This window comes from Microbulbifer epialgicus, from assembly GCF_041447265.1.
Lineage (GTDB): Bacteria > Pseudomonadota > Gammaproteobacteria > Pseudomonadales > Cellvibrionaceae > Microbulbifer > Microbulbifer epialgicus.
Window position 1 is genome coordinate 1 of record NZ_JBGMEK010000068.1, and the last position, 23,192, is coordinate 23,192.

The 23,192-nt window shown below is 49.4% G+C and carries 20 protein-coding genes and 4 tRNA genes; 18 read left to right on the forward strand and 6 right to left on the reverse strand.

Annotation, left to right across the window (positions count from 1 at the left end; genetic code table 11):
- The 3 genes from ACCI49_RS19245 to ACCI49_RS19255 all read left to right on the forward strand — a co-directional run.
- On the forward strand, nucleotides 1-1,038 hold a 1,038-nt coding region (locus tag ACCI49_RS19245; RefSeq protein WP_371840792.1), incomplete at its 5' end, for a hypothetical protein.
- Between the two features lie 30 nt (nucleotides 1,039-1,068).
- A complete protein-coding gene (locus tag ACCI49_RS19250; protein WP_371840794.1) occupies nucleotides 1,069-1,320 on the forward strand; it encodes a hypothetical protein in 252 nt (83 codons plus the stop codon).
- 64 nt (nucleotides 1,321-1,384) lie between these two features.
- Nucleotides 1,385-2,005 (forward strand): 6TM ABC transporter family protein, encoded by a 621-nt coding sequence (locus tag ACCI49_RS19255; RefSeq protein ID WP_371840796.1) that lies wholly within the window; start codon nucleotides 1,385-1,387, stop codon nucleotides 2,003-2,005.
- Here the strand turns inward: ACCI49_RS19255 and ACCI49_RS19260 are convergent.
- The 3 genes from ACCI49_RS19260 to ACCI49_RS19270 all read right to left on the reverse strand — a co-directional run bounded on the left by ACCI49_RS19260 (nucleotide 2,002) and on the right by ACCI49_RS19270 (nucleotide 4,002).
- Nucleotides 2,002-2,136: a hypothetical protein gene (locus ACCI49_RS19260; RefSeq protein WP_371840797.1), complete on the reverse strand. Its 135-nt coding sequence runs from the start codon at nucleotides 2,134-2,136 to the stop codon at nucleotides 2,002-2,004. The two genes, ACCI49_RS19255 and ACCI49_RS19260, sit on opposite strands and share 4 nt — an antisense overlap.
- A 117-nt stretch (nucleotides 2,137-2,253) precedes the next feature.
- Entirely contained in the window at nucleotides 2,254-2,601 is a 348-nt protein-coding gene (locus ACCI49_RS19265) for a GIY-YIG nuclease family protein (RefSeq protein WP_371840798.1), read from the reverse strand.
- Between the two features lie 537 nt (nucleotides 2,602-3,138).
- Complete coding sequence (locus tag ACCI49_RS19270; protein WP_371840799.1) at nucleotides 3,139-4,002, reverse strand: hypothetical protein; 864 nt, start codon at nucleotides 4,000-4,002, stop codon at nucleotides 3,139-3,141.
- Between the two features lie 292 nt (nucleotides 4,003-4,294).
- Between ACCI49_RS19270 and ACCI49_RS19275 the strand changes: the two genes are divergently transcribed.
- A complete protein-coding gene (locus tag ACCI49_RS19275) occupies nucleotides 4,295-4,621 on the forward strand; it encodes a hypothetical protein (protein WP_371840800.1) in 327 nt (108 codons plus the stop codon).
- A 253-nt stretch (nucleotides 4,622-4,874) separates the two neighbouring features.
- Here ACCI49_RS19275 and ACCI49_RS19280 read toward each other — a convergent pair.
- Nucleotides 4,875-4,950, reverse strand: a tRNA-Asn gene (locus ACCI49_RS19280).
- A 46-nt stretch (nucleotides 4,951-4,996) separates the two neighbouring features.
- A tRNA-Asn gene (locus tag ACCI49_RS19285) sits at nucleotides 4,997-5,072 on the reverse strand.
- A 241-nt stretch (nucleotides 5,073-5,313) separates the two neighbouring features.
- Here ACCI49_RS19285 and uvrB point away from each other — a divergent pair.
- From uvrB to ACCI49_RS19350, 13 genes are all read left to right on the forward strand, one after another.
- On the forward strand, nucleotides 5,314-7,320 hold the full coding sequence (gene uvrB, locus ACCI49_RS19290) for an excinuclease ABC subunit UvrB (protein WP_371840801.1): 2,007 nt from the start codon (nucleotides 5,314-5,316) through the stop codon (nucleotides 7,318-7,320).
- A 161-nt stretch (nucleotides 7,321-7,481) separates the two neighbouring features.
- Nucleotides 7,482-7,558: transfer RNA gene (locus tag ACCI49_RS19295), tRNA-Val, on the forward strand.
- Nucleotides 7,559-7,665: 107 nt separating this feature from the next.
- The gene (thrS, locus tag ACCI49_RS19300) at nucleotides 7,666-9,594 is read left to right on the forward strand and encodes a threonine--tRNA ligase (protein WP_371840802.1); all 1,929 of its coding nucleotides are present in this window, start codon (nucleotides 7,666-7,668) and stop codon (nucleotides 9,592-9,594) included.
- A gap of 27 nt (nucleotides 9,595-9,621) precedes the next feature.
- Nucleotides 9,622-10,161, forward strand: a complete 540-nt coding sequence (gene infC, locus ACCI49_RS19305) for a translation initiation factor IF-3 (protein WP_157533488.1) — start codon at nucleotides 9,622-9,624, stop codon at nucleotides 10,159-10,161.
- A gap of 146 nt (nucleotides 10,162-10,307) precedes the next feature.
- The gene (gene rpmI, locus ACCI49_RS19310) at nucleotides 10,308-10,502 is read left to right on the forward strand and encodes a 50S ribosomal protein L35 (RefSeq protein ID WP_020413351.1); all 195 of its coding nucleotides are present in this window, start codon (nucleotides 10,308-10,310) and stop codon (nucleotides 10,500-10,502) included.
- Between the two features lie 36 nt (nucleotides 10,503-10,538).
- Nucleotides 10,539-10,898, forward strand: a complete 360-nt coding sequence (gene rplT, locus ACCI49_RS19315; protein WP_020413350.1) for a 50S ribosomal protein L20 — start codon at nucleotides 10,539-10,541, stop codon at nucleotides 10,896-10,898.
- Nucleotides 10,899-11,091: 193 nt separating this feature from the next.
- On the forward strand, nucleotides 11,092-12,105 hold the full coding sequence (pheS, locus tag ACCI49_RS19320) for a phenylalanine--tRNA ligase subunit alpha (protein ID WP_371840803.1): 1,014 nt from the start codon (nucleotides 11,092-11,094) through the stop codon (nucleotides 12,103-12,105).
- 129 nt (nucleotides 12,106-12,234) lie between these two features.
- Nucleotides 12,235-14,610 carry a phenylalanine--tRNA ligase subunit beta gene (gene pheT, locus ACCI49_RS19325; RefSeq protein WP_371840804.1) on the forward strand — a complete coding sequence of 792 codons (2,376 nt, stop codon included), beginning with the start codon at nucleotides 12,235-12,237 and terminating at the stop codon, nucleotides 14,608-14,610.
- Nucleotides 14,611-14,738: 128 nt separating this feature from the next.
- Nucleotides 14,739-15,044, forward strand: a complete 306-nt coding sequence (gene ihfA, locus ACCI49_RS19330; protein WP_020413347.1) for an integration host factor subunit alpha — start codon at nucleotides 14,739-14,741, stop codon at nucleotides 15,042-15,044.
- Nucleotides 15,025-15,393, forward strand: coding sequence for a MerR family transcriptional regulator (locus tag ACCI49_RS19335; RefSeq protein ID WP_020413346.1), 369 nt, complete (start codon nucleotides 15,025-15,027; stop codon nucleotides 15,391-15,393). The genes ihfA and ACCI49_RS19335 overlap by 20 nt, the downstream gene beginning before the upstream one ends.
- Nucleotides 15,394-15,505: 112 nt before the next feature.
- Nucleotides 15,506-15,582 (forward strand) — tRNA-Pro (locus ACCI49_RS19340).
- A 209-nt stretch (nucleotides 15,583-15,791) separates the two neighbouring features.
- Entirely contained in the window at nucleotides 15,792-16,574 is a 783-nt protein-coding gene (locus ACCI49_RS19345) for a hypothetical protein (RefSeq protein WP_371840805.1), read from the forward strand.
- Nucleotides 16,571-19,726, forward strand: a complete 3,156-nt coding sequence (locus ACCI49_RS19350) for a DEAD/DEAH box helicase (RefSeq protein ID WP_371840806.1) — start codon at nucleotides 16,571-16,573, stop codon at nucleotides 19,724-19,726. Before ACCI49_RS19345 ends, ACCI49_RS19350 begins: the two co-directional genes overlap by 4 nt.
- Nucleotides 19,727-20,427: 701 nt before the next feature.
- Here ACCI49_RS19350 and ACCI49_RS19355 read toward each other — a convergent pair.
- On the reverse strand, nucleotides 20,428-20,604 hold the full coding sequence (locus tag ACCI49_RS19355) for a hypothetical protein (RefSeq protein WP_371840807.1): 177 nt from the start codon (nucleotides 20,602-20,604) through the stop codon (nucleotides 20,428-20,430).
- Between the two features lie 434 nt (nucleotides 20,605-21,038).
- On the opposite strand from ACCI49_RS19355, the gene ACCI49_RS19360 reads away from it, so the two are divergent.
- Nucleotides 21,039-21,662 carry an IQM protein middle domain-containing protein gene (locus ACCI49_RS19360; RefSeq protein ID WP_371840808.1) on the forward strand — a complete coding sequence of 208 codons (624 nt, stop codon included), beginning with the start codon at nucleotides 21,039-21,041 and terminating at the stop codon, nucleotides 21,660-21,662.
- The last annotated feature ends 1,530 nt before the right edge of the window (nucleotides 21,663-23,192 follow it).

Consider the following 23,192-nt stretch of genomic DNA (forward strand, 5'->3'; position numbering starts at 1 on the left):
TGTTTTTTTAAATGGACACTACGCAACCAAAGTAGCGCTCGCCGGCAATTTTATGAATTTAACTTGGAGCGCGGACCCATGGAACAGCAAATAAAGCGCTTAATCAGCCGGCTCTACCCGGAAATAAACAGCGGTTTACACTTACCGATATTGGCCAGAGTAGTAGCGATCAGTGACCCCATGGAAAAGCCGGAGCTTGCAGAAGAGTTTCGCCCGCGTTATGGGGTGGATGTGCAGGTATTAACACCTGAAGGCAAAACCGATAATCGCTTGCCGATTTTTCGTAGTGTACCGCTGCCACTGCAATATGCCGGCAATGAGCGCGGGGCCTTTGGTTTTCCGCAACCGGGCACGGTGGTTGAATTGGCGTTTGCCTATGGCGAACCAGACCAGCCCTTTATTCGTACCGTGCTATCCCGTGAGGTCGGCGTACCAGCGCTCGACCGCGAGGATTTAATTTGGCAGCAAAGCGACTCAGTGCGACAAAAAGTCAATGCCAGCGGAGAATGGGGCCGAGAAACCCACGGCGATATACGCGAAAAATCATTACGCAGAATTACTGAGGCCGCCGAAATTAAAGCAAGCTGCGACAGTGAATACCGACAAGTACAAGAGCATTCTGTGGAAGAGGTAGCGGGCGTAAAAATAATTGAAGCCCTTGGAGCTTTACGTTTCTTATCTGCTGGCGGCCTGAACTTATCCGCGCTGGATAATCTAAATATTACAACGGCTAGCGACATTAATAATTCAGCGGGCCGCGACTTAAAAGAACAGATCGGCAATATTCGCGAATCGGTGGCCAAGGTTCGCCAAACCATCAAAGTAAAAGATGGCGGCAAGGTTTGGTTAGGCAGTGAGTCATTAAACGTGCTGAAAGTGCTCGAGGACTTGATCGGCGTAGTGTCGGCACTGGCCGCTACCCTCGCGACGCACTCGCACCCCGCCAACGGGCAGAAACCAACACAAGAGGCGGCGATTAATGGGCACAAGAGTAGTGCGGATAGTTTGAAATCACAGCTTAGCGCGGTTCGGGCTTAAGCTGGTTATACACTTAAAAGGAGAGAAGTTATGAAAAATAAGGTAAACAGATTTGCAATTTTTGCCGAGCGTGTACATTTATTGAATGGCGGTGCAAAGAGTTTTAGAGCTTCTGCGCCCACTCAAGAGGCGGCAAAAGAACTAGCGGAAAAAATTGCTAAATCCAAGAAAGCGCTACATTACTCCTGGTTGCAGATTCTTGATATGGCGACAGGGAAGTTTACTGAGTACTCGATTAAGAGGGGAGGGGTTTTGGTGGAGAGGGAGTGCCCTAATTTTTAGTACGGATGCCGCTGGAATAAAGCAGTAAACTTGACAATTTAAAGGAATAGATAGGGATTAAATTATGGTTAATGATCTATTAGAGCTGCCTGTGTATATCCAGGTAGTGCTGGCCACGGGGTATATAGGCCATTCGGTAGCTAACCAGGGGTTCAGGGATGGCGAACGCAAGGACGAATTATTATACAGTGTTTTAATTTACGGCATGATTGGCTTGATGGTTTTTTATAGCATGCTGTCATTCTGGAGTGGTTCACTGGTAGTTTCGGCGCTGGTGGCTATTGCGGCTAGCTGGATCTTTGGTGTTTTTTGGAGAATTACAGGGCGCAATTGGTACTTTAAAGCACTAAATGCCACAGGCATTACCAATGAAAATGGGCTGGGTTCGCTATGGAATCGGCTACAACAGGATACCAGTATGTTTCCTACCCAGGTTGTAGTTACCCTAAATGATGGGACAAAACTATGTTGTGATTCTGTGCAGGATTTTGATGATGCTTCGGTTTCACTTTATGAAACTGATGATAAGGGCAATGTGGCTTTATATGTGACCGAACAAAAATTACCATCTTGGGATGACTTTAAAACGGTGGATAATGTACGCCACCCAAGCTGGGGAGATAATCTAACTTATATCCCCAGCAGGGAGATAAAATATGTGGAGCTTAGATATAAAGCTAATTAATTTGGGTTGGGTTTAGGTTTTTCCGATTGAGGTGGCTTTGTGCCGCCTTTTGGTTTTTGTCCTCTCTGTGAATATTCGTCGTCACTATTGGCACTCAAAATATTCCCATAAAACTGTAGAGCTTTTTGCATTATTGTTCTCCTCTTAGAGATTTAGTATTGAATAGAGGTTAAGCTTAATAGGTACAAGGGTGTTTTGGGTGGTTTAAGAATTAACCTTTCATAAATAGTCATTCTTTATGAGGGGATCTACGTTGGAAATAAATAGGATTTTTTTTCTTTTAATTTTTCGTCTTTTAACTTTTTTTCCTCTTTTTTCGCGGTCTCTTTGTTGCTACAGGGTAAAACTCTATACTCAATGTCCACTAGTTGTTCCAGTACATACTCACGTTTTTCGGCGTTGTCCCTGTTGCCGTAACCAAGTGGTACAGGGAGAAGGCTGGACATTCGGGAAGCGCAGTTTTTACTCGAGCCGAACAGGATAGGCTCATTTGTTTTTTTATTTCGCAAATCATAAACACCCGGCCCGAAAGGAGCGATGAGAAGGTCATTCTTACGTGGGTCTGGGAAAGGTTTCCAATCTGTCCATTCGTTCATTGTGGTCGCCTCTGTTGCTAGTGCCAAGTAGCACTTCTCTGATGATGGGGTTTGTTACAGAATTAAATCCACTTAATTTAAGCCACTCCTATTTTTTATCCGGTTAGGTATCGGCCAAATCCTATCACCCAAAGAAGAAGCTTTAAAATCTGTAGCGCATAGAAATTACATGCCCACCACATTTCAAAATTCTTCAAACCTTCCTGGGGCAACCTAAGCCAACAATTTCCCGCCAAATCCCGCGATCTCTAGGGCCTCCCGGCCGCCTCGATCAAAAAATGTACAGCGAAAATAGCCGCCGGTCACTCCTCCCCACGCCTGCCGGTTTTGGGCTTTTCTTTGCCCAGCGAAATTGGCAGACACCGCAAGCCCCCGCCAGTCGTAGGCCGTAGCGATTTTGGGGATTTCACAAAATAGGCACTTTTGAAATAAAGTGAACAGATTTTTCACAGGCCAAAATAGCTGAAAGCCAGTAACCACGGGTTTTCTGGGCGGTATCAGGGGTTCTATCTGACTTTTAGTGCAGATAAAATTCGCCTAGTTGCGACGTGGAATTGTTCTTACTATCTCCTCGAAAGCCACGGCCGCTCTATCTGTAGAAATTAGTACCGGATTACTAATTAGGAAGCATTCCAGCTCATAGGCTAGGTCCCCGGTATTAGGCACCTTAAAAAGGAACAGAACACCATGCAACGTGTTTCTAATATGTTTGTACTTGGCAGCTAGATCCTGAGACTCTTTTGAGTCATCGGTTTTGACTTTCTGAAACAAACCGAATACGCCCCTGCGAAATTGCTCCTCTACACTGGGATCGCCATGAGTTGCAAGCATGCAATCATGAATATCTATCGTTTTCAAAAGGCTGTCGGTAGCATCAATCGCCACAATATTCACTGCGTTCGTGGCGGTAGTGAAGAACTTTATAGGGTTACCTTTTCTGTCTTGAACCTTGCTAAGCACTGTACTTTGAATACGTACAATTTCGTTTTGCTCATCAATAGACTTCAGATCTGCGACGTAAGCTTGGAATCTTTCCAGTTGCTTCTTGATCCAGTCTGTAAACGTCTTTGTTTGTTGCAAGAGGCGAAGCTCGAGATAAATTTGGTCTCCATTCGATGTTTGGCGTAGGAAATCGATCGAACTCTGGCGTTGGGAATTTTGCTTGACCTCGTAACGTAGTTCTAGTCCTCTTGACTCGAACTGAAAGGCAAAGTTGATTTCTAATAATAAGGCTAAGAAATTACTTCTGTCGTTAGCTTTGGTGAGCTGTTTTATTAGTTGAGAATACCGATTGGTTTGTTGCAAAAAGTCTATTTTTCTCCATAGGGCGTCAGATTCAGCTAGCCCGCTCTGTTGGCCTCCCACCCTTTGGATTACGTTAATCAAATTCTGCCGTTCCATTAATTCACGAACTCCCGCTGCTCCCCTTTAATGCTCTTTATTACCCATACCTGCTTGACAGCATCTGATCGTATCACTAAATTCAGCCCTGAGGCGTAGAAACCTCTTACAAAAGGCAGGTATAAACCGCTGCCCTTACAGCGGCTTTTTTATGCCCGAAATTTGTCAGTTATGCCGAGAGGCCGGGGAATAGAATACCCTTCGGGGGAATCAACCGGGCCTGATCCTTTTGCAGGTTTCTACCCTCTCGGCGCCCTAATCATCATGTAGAAATGAACAAAAGGAGCCAGTCATGGCTAATCGCAATTCGCAACCCGTTCTGCCGGAACATCATCTTCAAATCTCAGATATCCAATACGCCCATTACACCCAGGGCGACGGCCTAACCGTGCTTGGCCCTGATTTCGAAGTCTTGTGCTTTTTACATGAGGAGGGGGCCCAGCTTGGTCATCATCCAGCGTATCTGCAAGTGATGGAGAGTCTTGATGAAGCTATCCATCAGTTGGATTTCCTATCTTTGGCGCTAAACCCTGGAAGCCACTTGGAGCTTAGCCCGGATGTGCAGCTCGGCCTTTGCAGCATCTTGCGTAAATTGCGCAGCCTGCTCGCCAACCATTGATGCCGGCCTTGCTTGTCTGTGCAGGTAGAAAGTCCAGCTTCAAAGTCAGGCTTTTAAATTTGCGTTGACACTTGGTTGACACTTTGGAGGAAAAGGGCGGCCCCAAAAGTACTTGGTACCAATGTACTTGTCGTATGGGTATTGACGCCTGGCTGGGACCAAAAACAAAAAAGGCAACACCAAATTGCTTGATGTCGCCCTCTTTGTACCGCTTCGCGGTGCCTAGTAACTCAATGATTTACAAGGCTTTTTTTGGCTCCGCCTGCTGGGCTCGAACCAGCGACAGGTTGATTAACAGTCAACTGCTCTACCAACTGAGCTAAGGCGGAATTTGGTTTTAAAGGCGCAGAATCATCGACTCTGCGCCTTTGAATTTGGCTCCGCCTGCTGGGCTCGAACCAGCGACCCAATGATTAACAGTCATTTGCTCTACCAACTGAGCTAAGGCGGAATTTCTTAGCGGCTGTGCCGTTCAGATGGCGCGTATATTATAGAGCCCCTTTGGGCAGGTCAACCCTTTTTTTCGGTTTAACTAATTGATTTGTCAGGAAATTATTTGTTCGATTTGTGCGCAAAAAATATCGAGTAACTAGGGGGAATGGGGAGGCGTGGCAGACCTTTCGGGTTTGTGGGGCCTTTGAGGAAGGCCTACAATCGCATTCTATTTTTCTGATTGATTGTTGGGTGAGTGTATGGAGTCGCGTCCGTTCAAGGTAGAGAGTAACTACAGCCCGGCCGGCGATCAGCCGGTGGCAATTGAACAGCTGGCAGAGGGGATCAATGACGGCCTCAGTCATCAGACGCTGCTGGGGGTCACCGGGTCGGGCAAGACTTTCACCATGGCCAACATTATTGAGCGCCTGCAGCGTCCGGCGATAGTGATGGCTCACAACAAGACGCTGGCTGCGCAGCTTTACGGTGAGTTCAAAGAGTTCTTCCCCAAGAATGCTGTAGAGTACTTCGTCTCTTACTACGACTACTATCAGCCCGAAGCTTACGTGCCATCCTCGGATACCTTTATTGAGAAGGATGCGTCGGTAAACGAGCATATTGAGCAGATGCGCCTTTCCGCCACCAAAGCCCTGATTGAGCGGCGAGACGTGGTAGTGGTTGCTACAGTGTCGGCTATTTATGGTTTGGGAGATCCGGATAAGTACCTCAAAATGGTACTGCACCTGGATCGTGGTGACCTGGTCGATCAACGTACAATTCTGCGCCGACTGGCGGAGCTGCAATACACTCGTAACGATGCCGACTTCCGCCGTGCGACCTACCGTGTACGCGGCGATATCATCGATATCTACCCGGCAGATTCCGATATGGAAGCGGTGCGCCTCTCCTTATTTGATGAGGAGATCGAAGATATCACCCTGTTCGATCCTCTCACTGGTGAACAGCTTAAAAAGGTTCCCCGGGTCACTATCTTTCCAAAGTCCCACTATGTAACCCCCAGGGAAACGGTCGTCAGTGCTATAGATCAAATTAAGGAAGAGTTGCGTGTGCGCCTTGATCAGTTGCGCAGTAACAATAAATTATTGGAAGCTCAGAGACTGGAGCAGCGTACCCGATATGACCTGGAGATGATGCAGGAGCTGGGTTACTGCAATGGTGTGGAGAACTATTCCCGCTACCTGTCCGGGCGTGATGCCGGCCAGCCGCCACCCACATTGTTTGATTATCTGCCCCATGATTCCCTGCTGTTTATTGATGAAAGCCATGTAACCGTTCCGCAGATTGGTGGCATGTACCGGGGAGACCGCTCGCGCAAAGAGACCCTGGTGGAATACGGTTTCCGCCTCCCATCCGCCCTGGATAATCGCCCTCTTAAGTTTGAAGAGTGGGAGCACCTGGCTCCGCAAACGGTATTTGTCTCTGCAACACCGGGGCCCTACGAGGGCGACCACGCAGGGCAGGTGGCTGAGCAGGTGGTACGACCAACCGGGCTTGTTGACCCGGAGGTGGAGATTCGTCCAGCCCAAACCCAGGTGGATGATGCCCTGTCAGAGATTCACCGTTGCGCAGATGCCGACCAGCGAGTCCTTATTACCGTGCTGACAAAACGGATGGCCGAGGATTTGACTGAGTACTTGGCTGAGAATGGGGTGCGTGTACGCTACCTGCATTCTGATATTGATACCGTAGAGCGGGTAGAGATTATTCGGGATCTTCGTATCGGTGAATTTGATGTATTGGTGGGTATTAACCTTCTGCGAGAAGGTCTGGATATGCCTGAAGTAGCGCTGGTAGCCATCTTTGATGCAGATAAGGAAGGCTTTCTGCGTTCAGATCGCTCGTTGATTCAGACTATTGGCCGCGCTGCGCGTAACCTTGAGGGGCGGGCTATTCTATATGCGGATAAGGTGACAGGCTCTATGGAGCGGGCCCTTGAGGAAACCCGCCGTCGCCGTGAGAAGCAGCTCGCCTTTAACCAAGAGCATGGCATTACCCCCAAAGGGATTCGCAAAAGTGTGGCGGACATTCTTGAAGGAGCTGTGGCGCCCGGCGTGCCGAAAAACAAGCGTAAGGTGGCCGAAGGGAAGGGCGCTTATAAAGTTGATGCCAAGCCGTTGTCTGACAAGCAGCGCTGGGCGCGAATCAGTGAGCTTGAAGAGCAGATGTACGAGCACGCCAAGAACCTGGAGTTTGAATCCGCAGCCAAATTGCGCGATGAGATTTCCCGTCTGAAGGAGGCGGAATAGGTGAATACCGGGCTGTATTCTGCAATCGGCTCAGCCCGATTTGCAGGGTTCCCAGCCTTAAATTTAATCACACAAAAGTTCAGTAAGTTGTTGAAAACACTGAAAAGCGGTGCTAAAGTTCGCGCTCTTCGCAGCACTGGGTTCCCCCGCTGCAGAGTTTTAGACCCGTAGCTCAGTTGGTTAGAGCGCTGCCTTGACATGGCAGAGGTCAGCGGTTCAAATCCGCTCGGGTCTACCATCTATAAAGGATGGCTGGCCCATCCGGATCAATAGTTCCATGAACGATTTCATGGATAGTTTCATGCGGTCTTTGGTAGGGATCGCCACTGAGAGAAAGGACATACAATGCTCGTTGTTACTCTTCCCGACGGTTCCCGTCGAGAATTTTCCGCCCCGGTTTCCGTACACGATGTTGCTGCAGATATCGGTCCAGGTTTGGCCAAAGCTGCACTTGCCGGTGTAGTTGACGGTAAAGAAGTTGATACCAGCTACATCATCGATCGCGATGTAAATCTGGCTATCATCACAGATCGTCAGCCGGAAGGCCTGGAAGTGATCCGTCACTCCGCCGCACACCTGCTGGCGCAGGCAGTAAAGCAGTTGTACCCCACCGCCCAGGTCACTATTGGCCCGGTTATTGAAGATGGGTTCTACTACGATTTCGCCTACGAGCGTCAGTTTACGCCAGGGGATCTCGAGAAGATCGAAGAGCGAATGGAAGTGCTGGTCAAGGAAAATATTCCGGTTACCCGCCGCTTGATGCCCCGTAAAGAAGCGGTGAAATATTTCCGCGATATGGGCGAAGAGTACAAGGCTGAGATTATCGACAGCATTCCCAGCGATGAAGATATCTCTTTATATCGCCAGGGTGATTTCGAAGATCTGTGTCGCGGACCACACGTGCCCTCCACTGGAAGGCTGAAAGCCTTCAAATTAACCAAAGTGGCCGGTGCCTACTGGCGCGGTGACTCCAACAATGAAATGTTGACCCGTGTTTACGGTACCGCCTGGGCCAACAAAAAAGAATTGAAGGCTTACCTGCGTCGTATTGAAGAGGCAGAGAAGCGCGATCACCGCAAGCTGGCCAAGAAATATGACCTCTTCCATATCCAGGAAGAGGCACCTGGCATGGTGTTCTGGCATCCGAACGGCTGGACTATTTACAGCACTGTCGAGCAATACATGCGTCGTCGCCAGCGCGAATTCGGCTACAAAGAAATCAAAACCCCGCAGCTGGTGGATTTCAGCCTGTGGCGCAAGTCCGGTCACGCGGACAAATTTGCCGATGACATGTTCACCCTCACCAGTGAGGAGCGTCAGTTCGCCATCAAACCGATGAACTGCCCCTGTCACGTACAGGTGTTCAATCAAGGCCTGCGCAGCTATCGCGACCTGCCGCTGCGCCTGGCGGAGTTTGGTTCCTGTCACCGCAGCGAGCCTTCTGGCTCCCTGCATGGCCTGATGCGCGTGCGCGGTTTTGTACAGGATGATGGCCATATCTTCTGTAGCGAAGATCAGATCCAGTCAGAGGTTTCTGACTTTATGGATCTGCTGCACTCCGTGTACAAAGACTTTGGCTTTAATGATGTGATTTACCGCCTCTCCACTCGCCCGGAGAAGCGCGTAGGTTCCGATGAGAGCTGGGATAAGGCCGAGAAAGCACTGGCGGATGCGCTAGACGCCGCGGGCCTGCCCTGGGAAGAGTTGCCGGGTGAAGGCGCCTTCTACGGACCCAAGATTGAATTCTCCCTGAAAGATTGTCTCGGCCGTGTATGGCAGTGCGGCACCATTCAGGTGGACTTCTCTATGCCGGGTCGTCTGGATGCACAATATGTTGCTGAAGATGGTTCGCGCCAGTCGCCGGTAATGTTGCACCGCGCAGCCCTGGGTTCCTTCGAGCGCTTTATCGGAATTCTGATTGAACACTACGAAGGTGCATTCCCCACCTGGCTCGCGCCGCAGCAAGTGGCGATCATGAATATCACCGATCGCCAGGCCGATTATTGTCGCGATTTGCAAGCCCGCCTGAGTGAGCAGCAATACCGCGCCACAGCTGACTTGAGAAACGAGAAGATCGGCTTTAAAATCCGCGAGCACACGCTCCAGCGTGTTCCTTATCTGTTGGTAATTGGCGATAAGGAAGTGGAAAGTCAGACTGTGGCTGTTCGCACCCGTAGTGGTGAAGATCTGGGAACCATGACGTATGAGTCATTCCTTGAGATCCTTGAGCAAGACGTTAGCCGTCGCGGCCGTTTGACAGAAGATAATGCATAACAACTTGGCAACTGGGAGACCATAGCTATTAAACGAGATACTAAGGGACGGTCCAAAAAGGCCCGCATAAATGATCAGATTGAAGCGTCAGAACTCCGCCTGATAGGCGCTGATGGCGAGCAGGTGGGCATTGTCTCCCTGGAGGAGGCGCTCGAGGCTGCGCAACAGGCCAGCCTGGATCTCGTTGAAATTGCCCCGGACTCCACGCCGATAGTCTGTAAGATCATGGACTATGGCAAGCACGTATTTGAGGCCAAGAAAGCCAAGAATGCCGCCAAGAAGAAACAGAAGCAGCAACAGATCAAGGAAATGAAATTCCGCCCGGGCACCGATATCGGTGACTACCAGATCAAGCTGCGCAACCTCGTCCGCTTCCTGGAAGCGGGTGACAAAGCCAAAGTATCCCTGCGCTTCCGTGGCCGTGAAATGGCCCACCAGGAGCTGGGTATGGAAATGATGCAGCGCATCGAGAAGGACCTGGAAGAGCTGGCCATTGTAGAACAGCGACCCAAAATGGAAGGTCGCCAGATGTTGATGGTTCTTGCTCCTAGCAAAAAGAAAAAGTGAGGTTTGGGGAAGTCATTCCCGGGATCTCCTTTGAGAAGTGGTTGGGCGACGGCTGCCTCCCCACTCTCGCAGTGCCGATAACCCCGGTTATCGGCAGTTACTAAAGGTGCCTGTTTTACAGGCGATTATTCACTTTGGAGTACAAAATGCCGAAAGCAAAGACTCATAGTGGCGCTGCCAAGCGCTTCAAGAAGACGGCTGCGGGCTACAAGCACAAGCACGCTAACAAGAGCCACATCCTCACCAAGATGACCACCAAGCGTAAGCGTCAGCTGCGTGGCACCCAGACTATGAACAAGTCTGATGCCGGTCTGGTCGATCGTATGTTGCGCGCCAAGTAATTGGTCCAAATCGCAAAGGTTTAAGAGGATAGAAGTATGGCCCGTGTTAAACGTGGTGTAGAGGCGCGTCGTCGTCACAAGAAGATTCTGAAGCAGGCTAAAGGTTACTACGGTGCGCGTTCTCGCGTATTCCGCGTTGCCAAGCAGGCAGTTATTAAAGCTGGTCAGTATGCATACCGTGACCGTCGCGTTAAGAAGCGTAACTTCCGCGCTCTGTGGATTACCCGTATTAACGCCCAGTCCCGTGCAGAAGGCCTGAGCTACAGCCGCCTGATCGCAGGTCTGAAGAAAGCGGACATCGCACTGGATCGCCGTGTACTGGCTGATCTGGCTGTTTACGATAAAGCCGCTTTTGCTGCCGTAGTTGAAAAAGCTAAGGCAGCCCTGGCAGCGTAAGCTGTCACTTCAGTTGTAAAACTGAATACTTAAAATAGGGAAGGGCTGTAGCGGCCCTTCCCTATTTTTTTATGGGGTTTCCGCTATTTTTTACCGGTGGCGGTACCTGGGGTAGACCCCTCCGGTGCAGAGAGCGCCGGCCGAACAAAGCAGAAAAAATTAATCGAAGTTGGATTCAAACGGGAACAGTTCGATGCAAGATTTGCAGTCCCTCACCGAGCAGGCAATGGAGCTGGTGGAAAAGGCCGACGGCCTCGCCGCACTGGATCAGGTGCGTGTTGATTACCTGGGCAAAAAGGGCCAGCTGACGGCACTGCTGAAAGGCCTGGGTAAACTGTCTGCTGAGGAGCGCCCGGCGGCGGGTGCCAAGATCAACGAAGCCAAGCAGCAGGTTCAGGAAAAAATTAACGCGCGGCGCAATAGGCTGGAACAAGAGGCCATTAATGCCAAGCTGGCGGAAGAGACCATAGATGTCACCCTGCCGGGGCGCGGTGAAGAGCAGGGCAATGCTCACCCAATTACCCGCACCTTAAAGCGCGTAGAAGACTTCTTTGCCGGTATCGGATTTTCTGTTGAGAACGGCCCGGAAGTCGAACAGGACTACTACAACTTTGAAGCCCTGAATATTCCCGCGCACCACCCTGCGCGCGCGATGCACGACACCTTTTATGTGGACCCCACCACCGTACTGAGAACCCACACCTCCTCAGTACAGATCCGCACCATGGAGAAAAAGTCTCCGCCGCTGCGTATTATCTGCCCGGGCCGCGTATACCGCTGTGATTCCGATGTCACCCACTCGCCCATGTTCCACCAGGTGGAAGGCCTGGTAATCGGTGAGAATATCAGCTTCGCCCACCTGAAAGGCACCATCGACCAGTTCCTGCGCGCCTTCTTCGAAGCGGAAGTACCGGTGCGTTTCCGCCCGTCTTACTTCCCGTTCACCGAGCCTTCTGCAGAAGCGGATATCCAATGTACCGCCTGTGGTGGTGAAGGTTGCCGCGTGTGTTCCGGCACTGGCTGGCTGGAAATTCTCGGCTGCGGCATGGTGCACCCAAACGTCTTTGCCGCCTGTGATATCGACAGTGAAAAATACTCCGGCTTTGCCTTCGGTATTGGTATCGAGCGCCTCGCCATGCTGCGCTACGGCGTTAACGACCTGCGCTTGTTCTTCGATAACGATCTGCGCTTCTTGAAACAGTTCTAAGCCAAGTGAGAGCGCGAATGGCTCAGGCTGTTCGCATCAGCAATCGAATTGTGGAGGCCTGAGCGGCGAAAAGGCCCCAGGCAAAATGCGCACAGAGCTGCGCTGACGGAATACAGAAAGAGATCAACTATGAAAATCAGCAACTCCTGGTTGCGGGAATGGGTAAACCCGGAACTCACCACTCAGGAACTGGCCGATCAAATCACCATGGCCGGCCTGGAAGTGGATGGCATAGAAAAAGTAGCGGGTGATTTTTCCGGAGTGGTTGTGGGTGAGATTATCGCCTGTGAACAACACCCCGATGCAGACAAACTGCGCGTGTGTAAAGTAGCCGGTCACCCTGAAGGTGAAATGCAAGTGGTGTGCGGTGCTCCCAACGCGCGTGTGGGTATCAAAATTCCTTTTGCCCTGGTAGGCGCCAAGCTGCCGGGCGATTTTAAAATCAAGAAAGCCAAGCTGCGCGGTGTAGAGAGCTTTGGCATGCTCTGCGCACAGACTGAACTGGAACTGGGCGAAGACAACGACGGTATCTGGGAACTGCCAGAAGATGCTCCCACCGGCACCGACCTGCGTGAATACCTGCAGCTGGACGACGAGACCATTGAAGTGGATCTCACCCCGAACCGTTCCGACTGTCTCGGTGTTGCCGGTATTGCCCGCGAAGTGGGCGTGCTGAACCGCTGCGCCGTTCAGGGCCCTGAAATTGCCCCGGTACCCCAGCAGATTGAAGAAAGCCTGCCAGTATCCCTGCTGGCGGAATCTGCCTGCCCACGCTACGTAGGCCGGATAATTCGCAATATCGATATCAAAGCCCAAACGCCCCTGTGGATGCAGGAGCGCCTGCGCCGCAGCGGCCTGCGCAGCATCGACCCGGTAGTGGATGTCACTAACTACGTTCTGCTGGAACTCGGCCAACCCATGCACGCCTTTGACCTGGAGAAACTCTCCGGTGGTATCAAAGTGCGTATGGCTGAGCACGGTGAAGAACTGACTCTGCTGGATGGCCAGGAAGTAAAACTTCAGGAAGGCACCCTGGTTATTGCCGACGAGGAAAAGCCACTGGCCATGGCCGGTATTATGGGCGGCCTGGACTCCTCTGTTACCGAAGGTACCCAGCATATCTTTCTGGAGAGCGCCTTCTTCAATCCGCTGGCGATTGCCGGCAAGGCCCGCTCCTACGGCCTGCACACGGATTCCTCCCACCGCTTTGAGCGCGGCGTGGACTACCACCTGCAAGAGAAAGCGGTTGAGCGCGCCACCCAGCTGTTGCTGGATATTGTCGGCGGCGAGCCCGGCCCAGTACATCTGCGCGAGCTGACTGAAACCATGCCCGCCGAGCGTCATATCACCCTGCGCCGCGCGCGGGTAGAGCAGGGCCTGGGTATTCAGCTGGCCGATGACGAAATCGTCGACATCCTCACCCGCCTGGGACTGGAAAAGATCGATCAGAATGATGAGGGCTGGACTTTCCTCGCACCCAGCTTCCGTTTCGATATCGCCATCGAAGCAGATCTGCTGGAAGAGCTGGCCCGTGTTTACGGCTACAACCGTATCCCCAGCGAAAGCTTTACTGCCGAACTGGAAATTGCCCCGCGCCCCGAGAGCCAGATTGCCCAGGACAACCTGGAGCAAACCCTGCTGAGCCGCGGCTACTACGAAGCGATCACCTTCAGCTTTATCGATAGCGACAACGCCGCCCTGTTTGATCCGGAAGCCGACCCGGTGGCCCTGCAAAACCCGATCAGTGCCGAACTGGCGGTTATGCGTACCACCTTGCTGCCAGGCCTCTGTAAAGCACTGCAATATAACCTCAACCGCCAGCAGAACCGTGTGCGCCTGTTTGAAACCGGCCTGCGTTTTGTACCTGGTGCCGAGCTGCACCAGGAGCAGATGATTGCAGGCCTGGCTTATGGCAACCGTTACGCAGAGAACTGGACGGGCAGTAAAGACAGTGTGGACTTCTACGATGTGAAAGCTGACGTGGAAGCCCTGCTGGCACGCACTGGTGCCGCCAATGAGTTCCGCTTTGTTGCCAGCCAGTACCCCGCGCTGCACCCAGGCCAAACCGCCAAAATTATGCGTGGCGACCGCGAAGTAGGGGTTATTGGCGCTCTGCACCCTCAGCTGCAGAAGAAGCTGGATCTGTCCAAGCCCGCCTTCGTATTTGAGTTGAGCCTGGAAGCGATTGGAGAGGGCAAAGTGCCTGCATTCCGCCCGCTATCCAAGTTCCCGGAAGTGCGCCGCGACCTGGCTTTATTGATCGATGCTGATGTTCCTGCCGCCAGCTTGGTGGAAACCGCCGTCGAAGTAGCCGGCGAAACCTTGACCGACCTCAAAATATTTGATGTCTACCAGGGCAAAGGCATTGATTTAAATAGAAAAAGTGTCGCTTTGGGGTTGACCTTTCAGCATTCGTCGCGCACCCTTAATGACGACGAAATCAATGCCGCTATAGATGCGGTGGTCGGTAAACTAGAAGAAAAATATAACGCTAGTCTGCGCTAGCAGGGCATGATGCTCTCGGGTGCAGGCTGAATTGCACCCCGAGAGCGTCTGCTACCGGGTTGAAGCCGCCGCGGTTTGGGCCGCTTCCGATCTGGAGTCGACGCCTCTGAATCAATTGGTAGGATCCAATGACAGAGGCACTGACCAAGGCCGGGCTCGCCGAGAAACTGTACGAAGAGCTGGGCTTTAACAAGCGCGAAGCGAAAGAGATCGTCGAGTACTTCTTCGAGGAAATCCGCAATGCGCTGGAAAATAACGAGCAGGTCAAGCTCTCGGGCTTTGGCAATTTCGACCTGCGCGACAAAAGCCAGCGGCCAGGCCGTAACCCGAAAACCGGCGAAGAAATTCCCATCTCAGCCCGCAGGGTAGTTACCTTCAAACCAGGGCAAAAACTCAAGGCACGAGTAGAAGAATATGCTGGAACCGAGCAATAACGCTCAGCTACCTGCAATTCCTGGAAAGCGCTATTTCACCATTGGAGAGGTGAGTGAATTATGCGCCGTTAAACCCCATGTCCTGCGTTACTGGGAACAGGAATTCCCGCAGCTGAAGCCTGTAAAGCGCCGTGGTAATCGCCGTTATTACCAACATCAGGATGTCATCATGATCCGCCAGATTCGTGCGCTTCTGTACGAAGAGGGCTATACCATTGGAGGGGCCCGCCTGCAGATAGAGACCGGCAGCGAGCGGGCAGAAGTGGTACAACTACAGCAGGTACTGCCAGAAGTGATTGCAGAACTCAAAGATGTGGTGGCCCTGCTGGAAGGGGAAAATAATTTCTAAAATCACTAATCCGGGCTTGCAATCCACTGCTAGTCCGGTATGATTCACGCCACATCGGAACACGATGTCTTTAAAAATCAATCACTTAGCGAAGTGAGCGATTTTTCAAAATCGGAGCGTAGCGCAGCCTGGTAGCGCACCACACTGGGGGTGTGGTGGTCGTCGGTTCAAATCCGGCCGCTCCGACCATACATATCGTTGCATCGCAACGGCCAAGAAACCCGCTTTTAGCGGGTTTTTTTGTGGTTGGGATTTAAGTCCAGTTCGAAATCTTACACATATAAATGACGTATCTGATGAATGGCTTGTGCTCTTCGCCTCTCAGGCGTTTGTAGACTCGCATATAAGTAGGTAAAGTCGTCTGCTTAATTTTAAGGGAATATGGGCTATCTCAAGGCATGGATGAAGTCGTATACAGTGGCGGGGATGAGGGCATCGTTTGGGCCGGTCTTGCACTTTCCGAGTGCGAGGACTTTGAGTCATTTTTATGTGGCCGTGTGGCCGAACGCCTTAATGATCAGGAAGGAGAGTTCAACTTCCAGCAACATTTGGCGGGACTGGTAACCACTGGTTTCGAGTCTGAATGTTTGCAGGAAATTCTTGATGCCACCGTACCTGAAGCCAGAGATTGGGCGGTAGGAGAGGCTATTGCTGAAGCGTGGCTGGAATGGAGGTCTGGAGTAGTGTGGCCTTGGAGCTCTGAGCGAGACAAGAAGACTCCCCTCGCTAGCCTGCCTGGAGCTGACTTGGTCGGTTTTGTGAGGCAAGGTGAAGAATTTCGGCTTGCCCTAGGAGAGGTGAAGTCTTCATCTGACAAAAAGTGTCCCCCAAACGTAATGACAGGGTCAAAAGGTATGACTCAGCAGCTTGAGCGATTGGCTGTTGATCGAACACTGCACTCTCAGCTCATAAGGTGGTTGCTTCCTCGGTGTCAGGGCACTGAATTTGAGGAAGCCTTCAATGAGGCTGTGAAGCTTTTTCTGCGCTCGCGCGCTCGAGATATATCTTTGTTTGGGGTGTTGATCAGAGATGTCAATCCTGATGAGGCTGATTTAAAGCGCAGAGGCCAAAAGCTATCATCATTACTTACGTCTCCGACTACATGTGAGTTATTGGCGCTGTACTTGCCTTGTCCGATTTCCGACCTTCCAGGAAGAATTCAGCAAGGAGGCTTGTCATGAGTCATTGGCTAGTTGATTCCTCCCAGGATTTGATTGAAAGCGCATTTTCTGAAGCTGACAAAGCCCTTCTTCAAGAAGAGTTCTCCGGAGACTACGGAGAATTCGATTTCTCATTGATTGAAAGTGCAGCCGAAATCTTCGAAATGGTGGTCCTAGAGTCTTTTGAAGCACTAGCGTCTAACTTTCAGGATGATTTGGCGAGTCAATCAAAGATTGCTGCAGCGAATGCCTTCAAGTTGTTTCGGGTTCTTCCTCAAGCTGAGGATCCAAGAAAAGAAGCAGAAAGAAGGCTTCGCCAAAGTCTGCTGGCCGTAATTGGCGACAAGGCTGCAGACGCCGCACGTTTGCTACGTGAAGACCCATGGCCGGAGCTGCCTCAAATTTCTGAGAACTGGAAAGAAAAAACTTGGTATTCAATTTTAGATGTCTGGTTTCTTTTAGTAAGAAAAAATGGTTGGGAAGACCGAGATCTTGTTTTAGCAAAGGTGTCCGAGCTTAAAGATATACAAAAGAAGTTTGAAAAAGACTACTTAGATCGCTTGAGCCCTCAAGAAGCTAGGTACTCTGCGTTTGAATTAATAGTTTATTACCACTTGGCAAGAGCAGCTGAGGTATTGGCTATTTTTGTTACCGATGGTGCAGTAGATGGTAATTTCCAGGTTTCACATTTGCTTGATGCTCAATTTGATCGAGCATTAAAAGTTTGTTCCGGTGGTCAATTCTATTATTTGGAACCGTTAGTTAAGTTGCTTGCGCTTAGTGCACAGCAGATGATTGCTAATTCTATTTGGACGGTAACGAGAGCAGTTAACTCTCGCGTGACGCAGTTTGTCAAAGAGCTGGTGGACAAAGGGCGTGGTAATAAGGCTCTCTTTGAAGTGCTTCCGCCGCAGCGAAAGGCACTGGCTGAAGAGGGGCTTCTTGGCTCAAGCCGAAGAGCTGTAGTTGTGAGCTTGCCTACTTCTAGTGGAAAAACTTTGATTGCTCAGTTCCGCATGCTTCAGGCATTGAATCAATTCGATACTGAAAGGGGCTGGGTAGCCTATCTCGCTCCTACCCGAACTTTAGTTAATCAGGTTGCTAGGAAATTAAGGAAAGACTTTGGTCCGTTAGGTGTTGTTGTAGAGCAGGTGGGACCGGCGCTAGAGGTTGATGGAATTGAGGCTGGCATACTATCTGATGGGCAGCTAGATACGCAGTTTAGAGTTTTGGTTAGTACGCCAGAGAAGCTAGATCTCCTACTGCGCCAGGGGTGGGAGTCTGAAATTGGTAGACCACTAACATTAGTTATAGTTGATGAGGCCCACAACATACAAAGCGATAGTAGAGGTCTAAAGCTTGAGCTTCTTCTTTCTACAATTAACAAAGAGTGCCAGAGGGCTCAATTTCTTCTGCTTACTCCCTTTATTCAAAATGCATCAGAAGTCGCTCGGTGGCTTGGGGGCGGGAATTCTGACGATATTAGTCTTGCATTAGATTGGCAGCCCAATGATAGAGTTGTGGGAGTTGTGAATGTTGAAAAAGGGGAAAAAATATCTGGAAACAGTTTTGGATACGATATCAGCCTTGAGTCAGTGCATACTTCAAGGAAAACCCTTTTTTCTAATGAAAAAATTAACCTAAATGCAGATCCATTAAGCGCTACAACGTTTAGTAAGGTGAGTAGTCAGAAAGCACTGGCAGCCGTGGCATCAAAGAGTTTGGCGGAGCGCGGTCCAGTAATTGTCATGCATTCTAGGCCCGATTGGGTCTGGTCCTTGGCCGATCAGATTAAACGGGAAGTTGTTCGAAAAAATTTTACTGAGAATATAGAAACAGTAGCTTGTTTTTTGAGTCAGGAATACGGCGAAAATTTTCCGCTAATAGAATTGCTTAAATACCGAATTGGTGTTCATCACGGAGGTCTTTCCGACGATGCTCGGGTCTTAATGGAGTGGCTTTTTGAATTGGGTGAGCTCGATTATTTGGTTGCGACGACTACGATTGCGCAGGGTGTAAATTTTCCTGTCTCAGGAGTTGTTATGGCATCCCACCAGTACCCTACGAACTTCGGTCCCGAAGATATGCCGCCAGAAGATTTTTGGAATATTGCTGGTCGTGCAGGAAGAGTGGACCAAGGAAGTTTAGGTGTGGTCGCTCTAGTAGCATCGTCAAGTGAAATCCGAGAAAACCTCTTAGAATTTATTAATAAACAAGCTGGAGAATTGAATTCAGCACTAATTTCTATGGTAAGGGAAGCTGGAGATTGGGTTGAGAATCTGAGTGGTATAGTAAGGCGCTATCCAGAGTGGTCTTCTTTCGTTCAATACCTTTCTCATACATACCGTGAAATGGGGAAACCCGAGGACTTTATATCTCAGGTCGAGTTGGTGCTGAGGGGGACATTTGGATTTGGGAAGCTAAGGGGAGAGTCTCCCGCACTTGCGGATAAGCTGATTTCAGGCGTGGAGTCATATGTGCATTACTTGCAAGAGCCAGGACAGCCATTGTCATTGGTTGATAGTACTGGTTTTTCATTACAGAGCGTCAAGTCGGTTTTATTTGAAGCCGGTAAAGCAAAAATTAATAAAGATGATTGGTTGTCGGCGGATATTTTTAGCGAGGGAGCCGGCCATCTTGAAAGAATGATGGGCGTTATATTGAATGTCCCAGAGTTAAGGGAAAATTTAGAGGCGGTTACTGGCGGAAATCACCCGGATGGTGACAAGTTGGCTCGCATAGTAAGTGATTGGGTAAATGGGAGTAGCCTTAAAGATATTTCTGATAAATATTTTGATGGTGATATTACGAAGTGTGGAAGGAACTTGTTCGGCAGGCTCTCTCAGACTGCGTCATGGGGTATGGGAGCGTTACTTTCTATAACAGGCGGTGACCTGTCCGATGAAGAATTTGAAAATGTAAGAAATCTCCCATCGCATATTTATTACGGTGTTAATGATAAGGATGCCGTTGCTCTAAGGTTGATTGGCGTACCGAGATCCGCTGCCTCAAAACTGGCTACATATGTAGGTGGAACGACAGGAACTTCTTTGGGTGAAGTTCGTAGGCGTGTGGCAGCCCTTTCATCTTCCGATTGGAACTCTGCATTAAATAGCGATTTAGGGCATGTGTATAGAAAGGTATGGAATGTTTTAGAGGGTAATCCCACATAGAAATATGAGTTGGAGTTAATGTTTTTTAAATCTCCGAATCCGTACAGTTAATGACAGAATTCTAAGGGAGGGGCGTTTACCCCTCCTATTGCTATCATTTCTGCTCCGCAGTTTTTTAATTCAGCAACCGGTCGAACTATCCACTCGTTTAAGCTCCCACAGATCGGCCCATGGATTAGAAACGCTCAGAAGTACGTAAAATTTTTACGTCACCATTCGGCAGATGGCACATCAACTCCAATACAGGTGGGGGTTCAGCGAAGATAGATTGGGTTTGTGGATAATTGAGGAATAGGTATGGAGTGCAGTAAGTCGCGCAACTGCCTTAGTGATAGTCGAGTATGTTTTTGGCTATTTAACTTGGAGGTGGACTAAGGAGGAGTTGGCAGTCTCGAAGTCTATGTACCCAGCGCTTATTCTGATGGGTATAGACCTGCCGCCCCAATTCCGCCGAGTCCACCAAGCACTTAGAACGGCTCTCAAAGTTTCAGTTTAGATAGAGCAAGTTTTTGCTGGTATCCCCAACCGTTGAAGAATTGGGGGATAGTTTCATCAATAGCGCCCGGTTTCTGTCATTTGAGTTGTCGGCCACTTCAGTCTACCAGTTCGAGATAAGGATCCAGCTGAAAGGGCAGTCTGCTTTACACTCACAGCCGAGCATCGGCAATAGTTTGTCAGGCTGCTTACCAGTAGCCGCTGAGTTAATTCGCTGTCGGATCGAGATGAAATTCGACTCCTCCGGGGAGTAGATATTTAGGGTTGAGATCCACATGGGCCGTGCAGTCTGCCAGCGCTTGCTCACCCAACAAAGCCTGAGACTTTAAACGACCCTCCCAAAGGCTTGTCTTCTGCATTGGCCTGGTGAGCAATAGACTCATTGAGCCATTCCATTTCGCTAGAATCGAGAGTGTCCCCTTGAAGATAGCGTTGAGCTAGTACGGCAGTTCTAAAAAAGCTCTTGCCAGCGAGTAATGACCTCGGTATCGGACCAAGTTTTGGCGGCTTCTGCGTCGATATAGAGCACAACAGGTAGTGGTTTCTCATTACAGCATTGGCTGCAATATCGAGCGCAAAGATGCCGGCTAGCTTTTGCGTTCCGCTCTCAATACACTGACGCCGATGCTCATAATCTCTTCCGGGTTGGGTATCTTTCCCATAAAGAAAAGCCCTGCGTACGTAAAGAGAGACGCAATGATTTATATTGGAGTCAAACTTACGACTGGAGATAGAAATACCCTTGAAATGGTCATCAAAATAACTAGCTATTATTGAAGGCTATCTATTAGGCGCATTTATAAAGGAGATAAGTAACATGCCATACAAAGAACTTGGAATGCTAAAAGATAGCGGTTTAAGTAAAGATACCTTTAGTGGAGTTGTTGTGCCCTATATGAGTGAAGCTGAACGAGAAAAATATCAGGTTACTATACAAGATGGGCTTCTGTTTTGGCGCGGTGAGAAACTTAATACCAACCCTGGCGGATCTTGGGCATTTATTATGGACAAAAATGGACGTATCTTTTGTGGTAACAAAAATGGTGACATTCAGCACCATTCAGCATTTTTTTCGGGACGCCCAGTTGCTGCGGCTGGGCATATCTCTGTGGTAGGTGGAATAATAGAGTATATTAATAATTTCAGTGGCCACTACCAACCCACTAGCGATTATATGGAGCAGTTTAAAGAAGAGCTGGAAAAAAATAATGTTGACTTAAGTGAAACCGAAATGGATTTTGGGATTTCGTCAAAAACCTGTAAGTTACGCTTAAAAAATTTTCAAGATCATAATTATACAGGCAAATGGTATCAACGTTTTCGCGGTACTGTTGTTAGAGAGACTGTCGATGGGAGCCCAGATACTTATACCGGTCGTACTCATATTCAAGGGCAAAGGTTAAGGCTTTATCCTGATGGACCCAGGTGGCAGTGGCTCTGATGTAAATAGCCATGAGAGCTTTTTGCAGACTCTCCATCTCTGACATAGTGGCAAGGGAAGTGGAATACCAGAATTGGCGTTCAGGCTTTGGGAAGGCTGATTTGGGGTTAGGCCAGATTATAAGGAACGCTGAGAGGAAGCTGCCGGCAGTCAGCTGCAGACTTTAAATCTGCTTTCGAAATTCGGTTGCTACATAGCCAGTGGAGAGGTGGGATATCAAGTCTCTCGGATAGGAGGGGTGATTCCGCACATACCGCCTCGTTTCTGTGGATCTAAATACTGGCCACTCCAGTCACTAGCTCGAAATATTGCTCCAACTGAAAGGGGGGGTGCTTTAGGTTCTTTCAAGTGCTCACCACCAATAAATAAAGTAGAGCTTTGGGTTGTCCACTTGATACGACCGTGCGAATGCGCTGTTGAGTCCAAGTGTAATCAGAGTCTTCAATGTCTTGGCAATACTGGTAGGGATAGAGCTAAGTCTGGAATTTAAAATGATCTTGTCAGCGGCTACGTGTACGATTGGTTTTAACCCAAAAATAACCAACTAATAACACTAATGTGGGGAGGTGGCTTACAAGATGGTAACTCCACGCTGAACTCAATATTTATCCCTACAACGGGATCCCGCTCTTCCAGTATTTAACAAAGGAGTGCGGATACGAGCATAAAACTAATGATCCATTTAAATCATTAGTGACCTTTCACATTCCCCAGTTTTGCCTTTAGTTAGCCATGTGATTAAGAATGTTGCTCTTTAATCTTTTAAGAAAAGCATGGGGTGCATTTCAATGTGAATTGAGTTTTCTAATGGTTGATTGAGATTTCCTCAACCGAAAATAACTAAAAATATAGGCGCGAAAATAATCTTATTGGAATTTATTCAGTTTATTTCAATCTCAAAGCTGCGTAGAATCGATAGATATTTTGGTATTTTGGCCGTAATTGAGCGAGCTGAATAAAAAGGCTTTAGAAGTTTAAAAAATTTTGAAAGCTTCGAGAGAGCCGAGAATTTTCTAAAAGACCCATCCCTTCAAAGGAGAACGGTAGCGTGATGTAAGAGTAAGTAAAAGGCGCTGACCCAAGGTGCTAGGAACACCCGGGGCCAGCTAACCAAATTGATACTGAGACTATCAAAGTGGCTATATGCATAGTACGCTAGAAACCCGCTCGTCTTCAATAAAGTGGAGTACATTCAGCAGCTTGGGGCCAATTCCCAAGCTCTGGAAGCCTAGCGCCCGCCTTTTCCTCTTCTCTGCCTACCGCCCCCGCGCACCACCCCACATTTCCTCCAAGCGTTAAGCCCAAGCTTCCCCACCCGGGAAGCGCCCAAACTTTGACCATTGAAGGAAATAAGTAGTCGACCCTGAAAAAAGTCTCCAGACCTTGTGGCACTAGGACTACGTGGATATATGACATAGCCATTTCGACCAGTTTTCGCTATTCTGATCCAAATTTCTGGTCGAAATGCTCAAGGATAATGATGCTCACGGACACCGATCAGTACCAACAAACCAGCTTTTTTGGCACCGA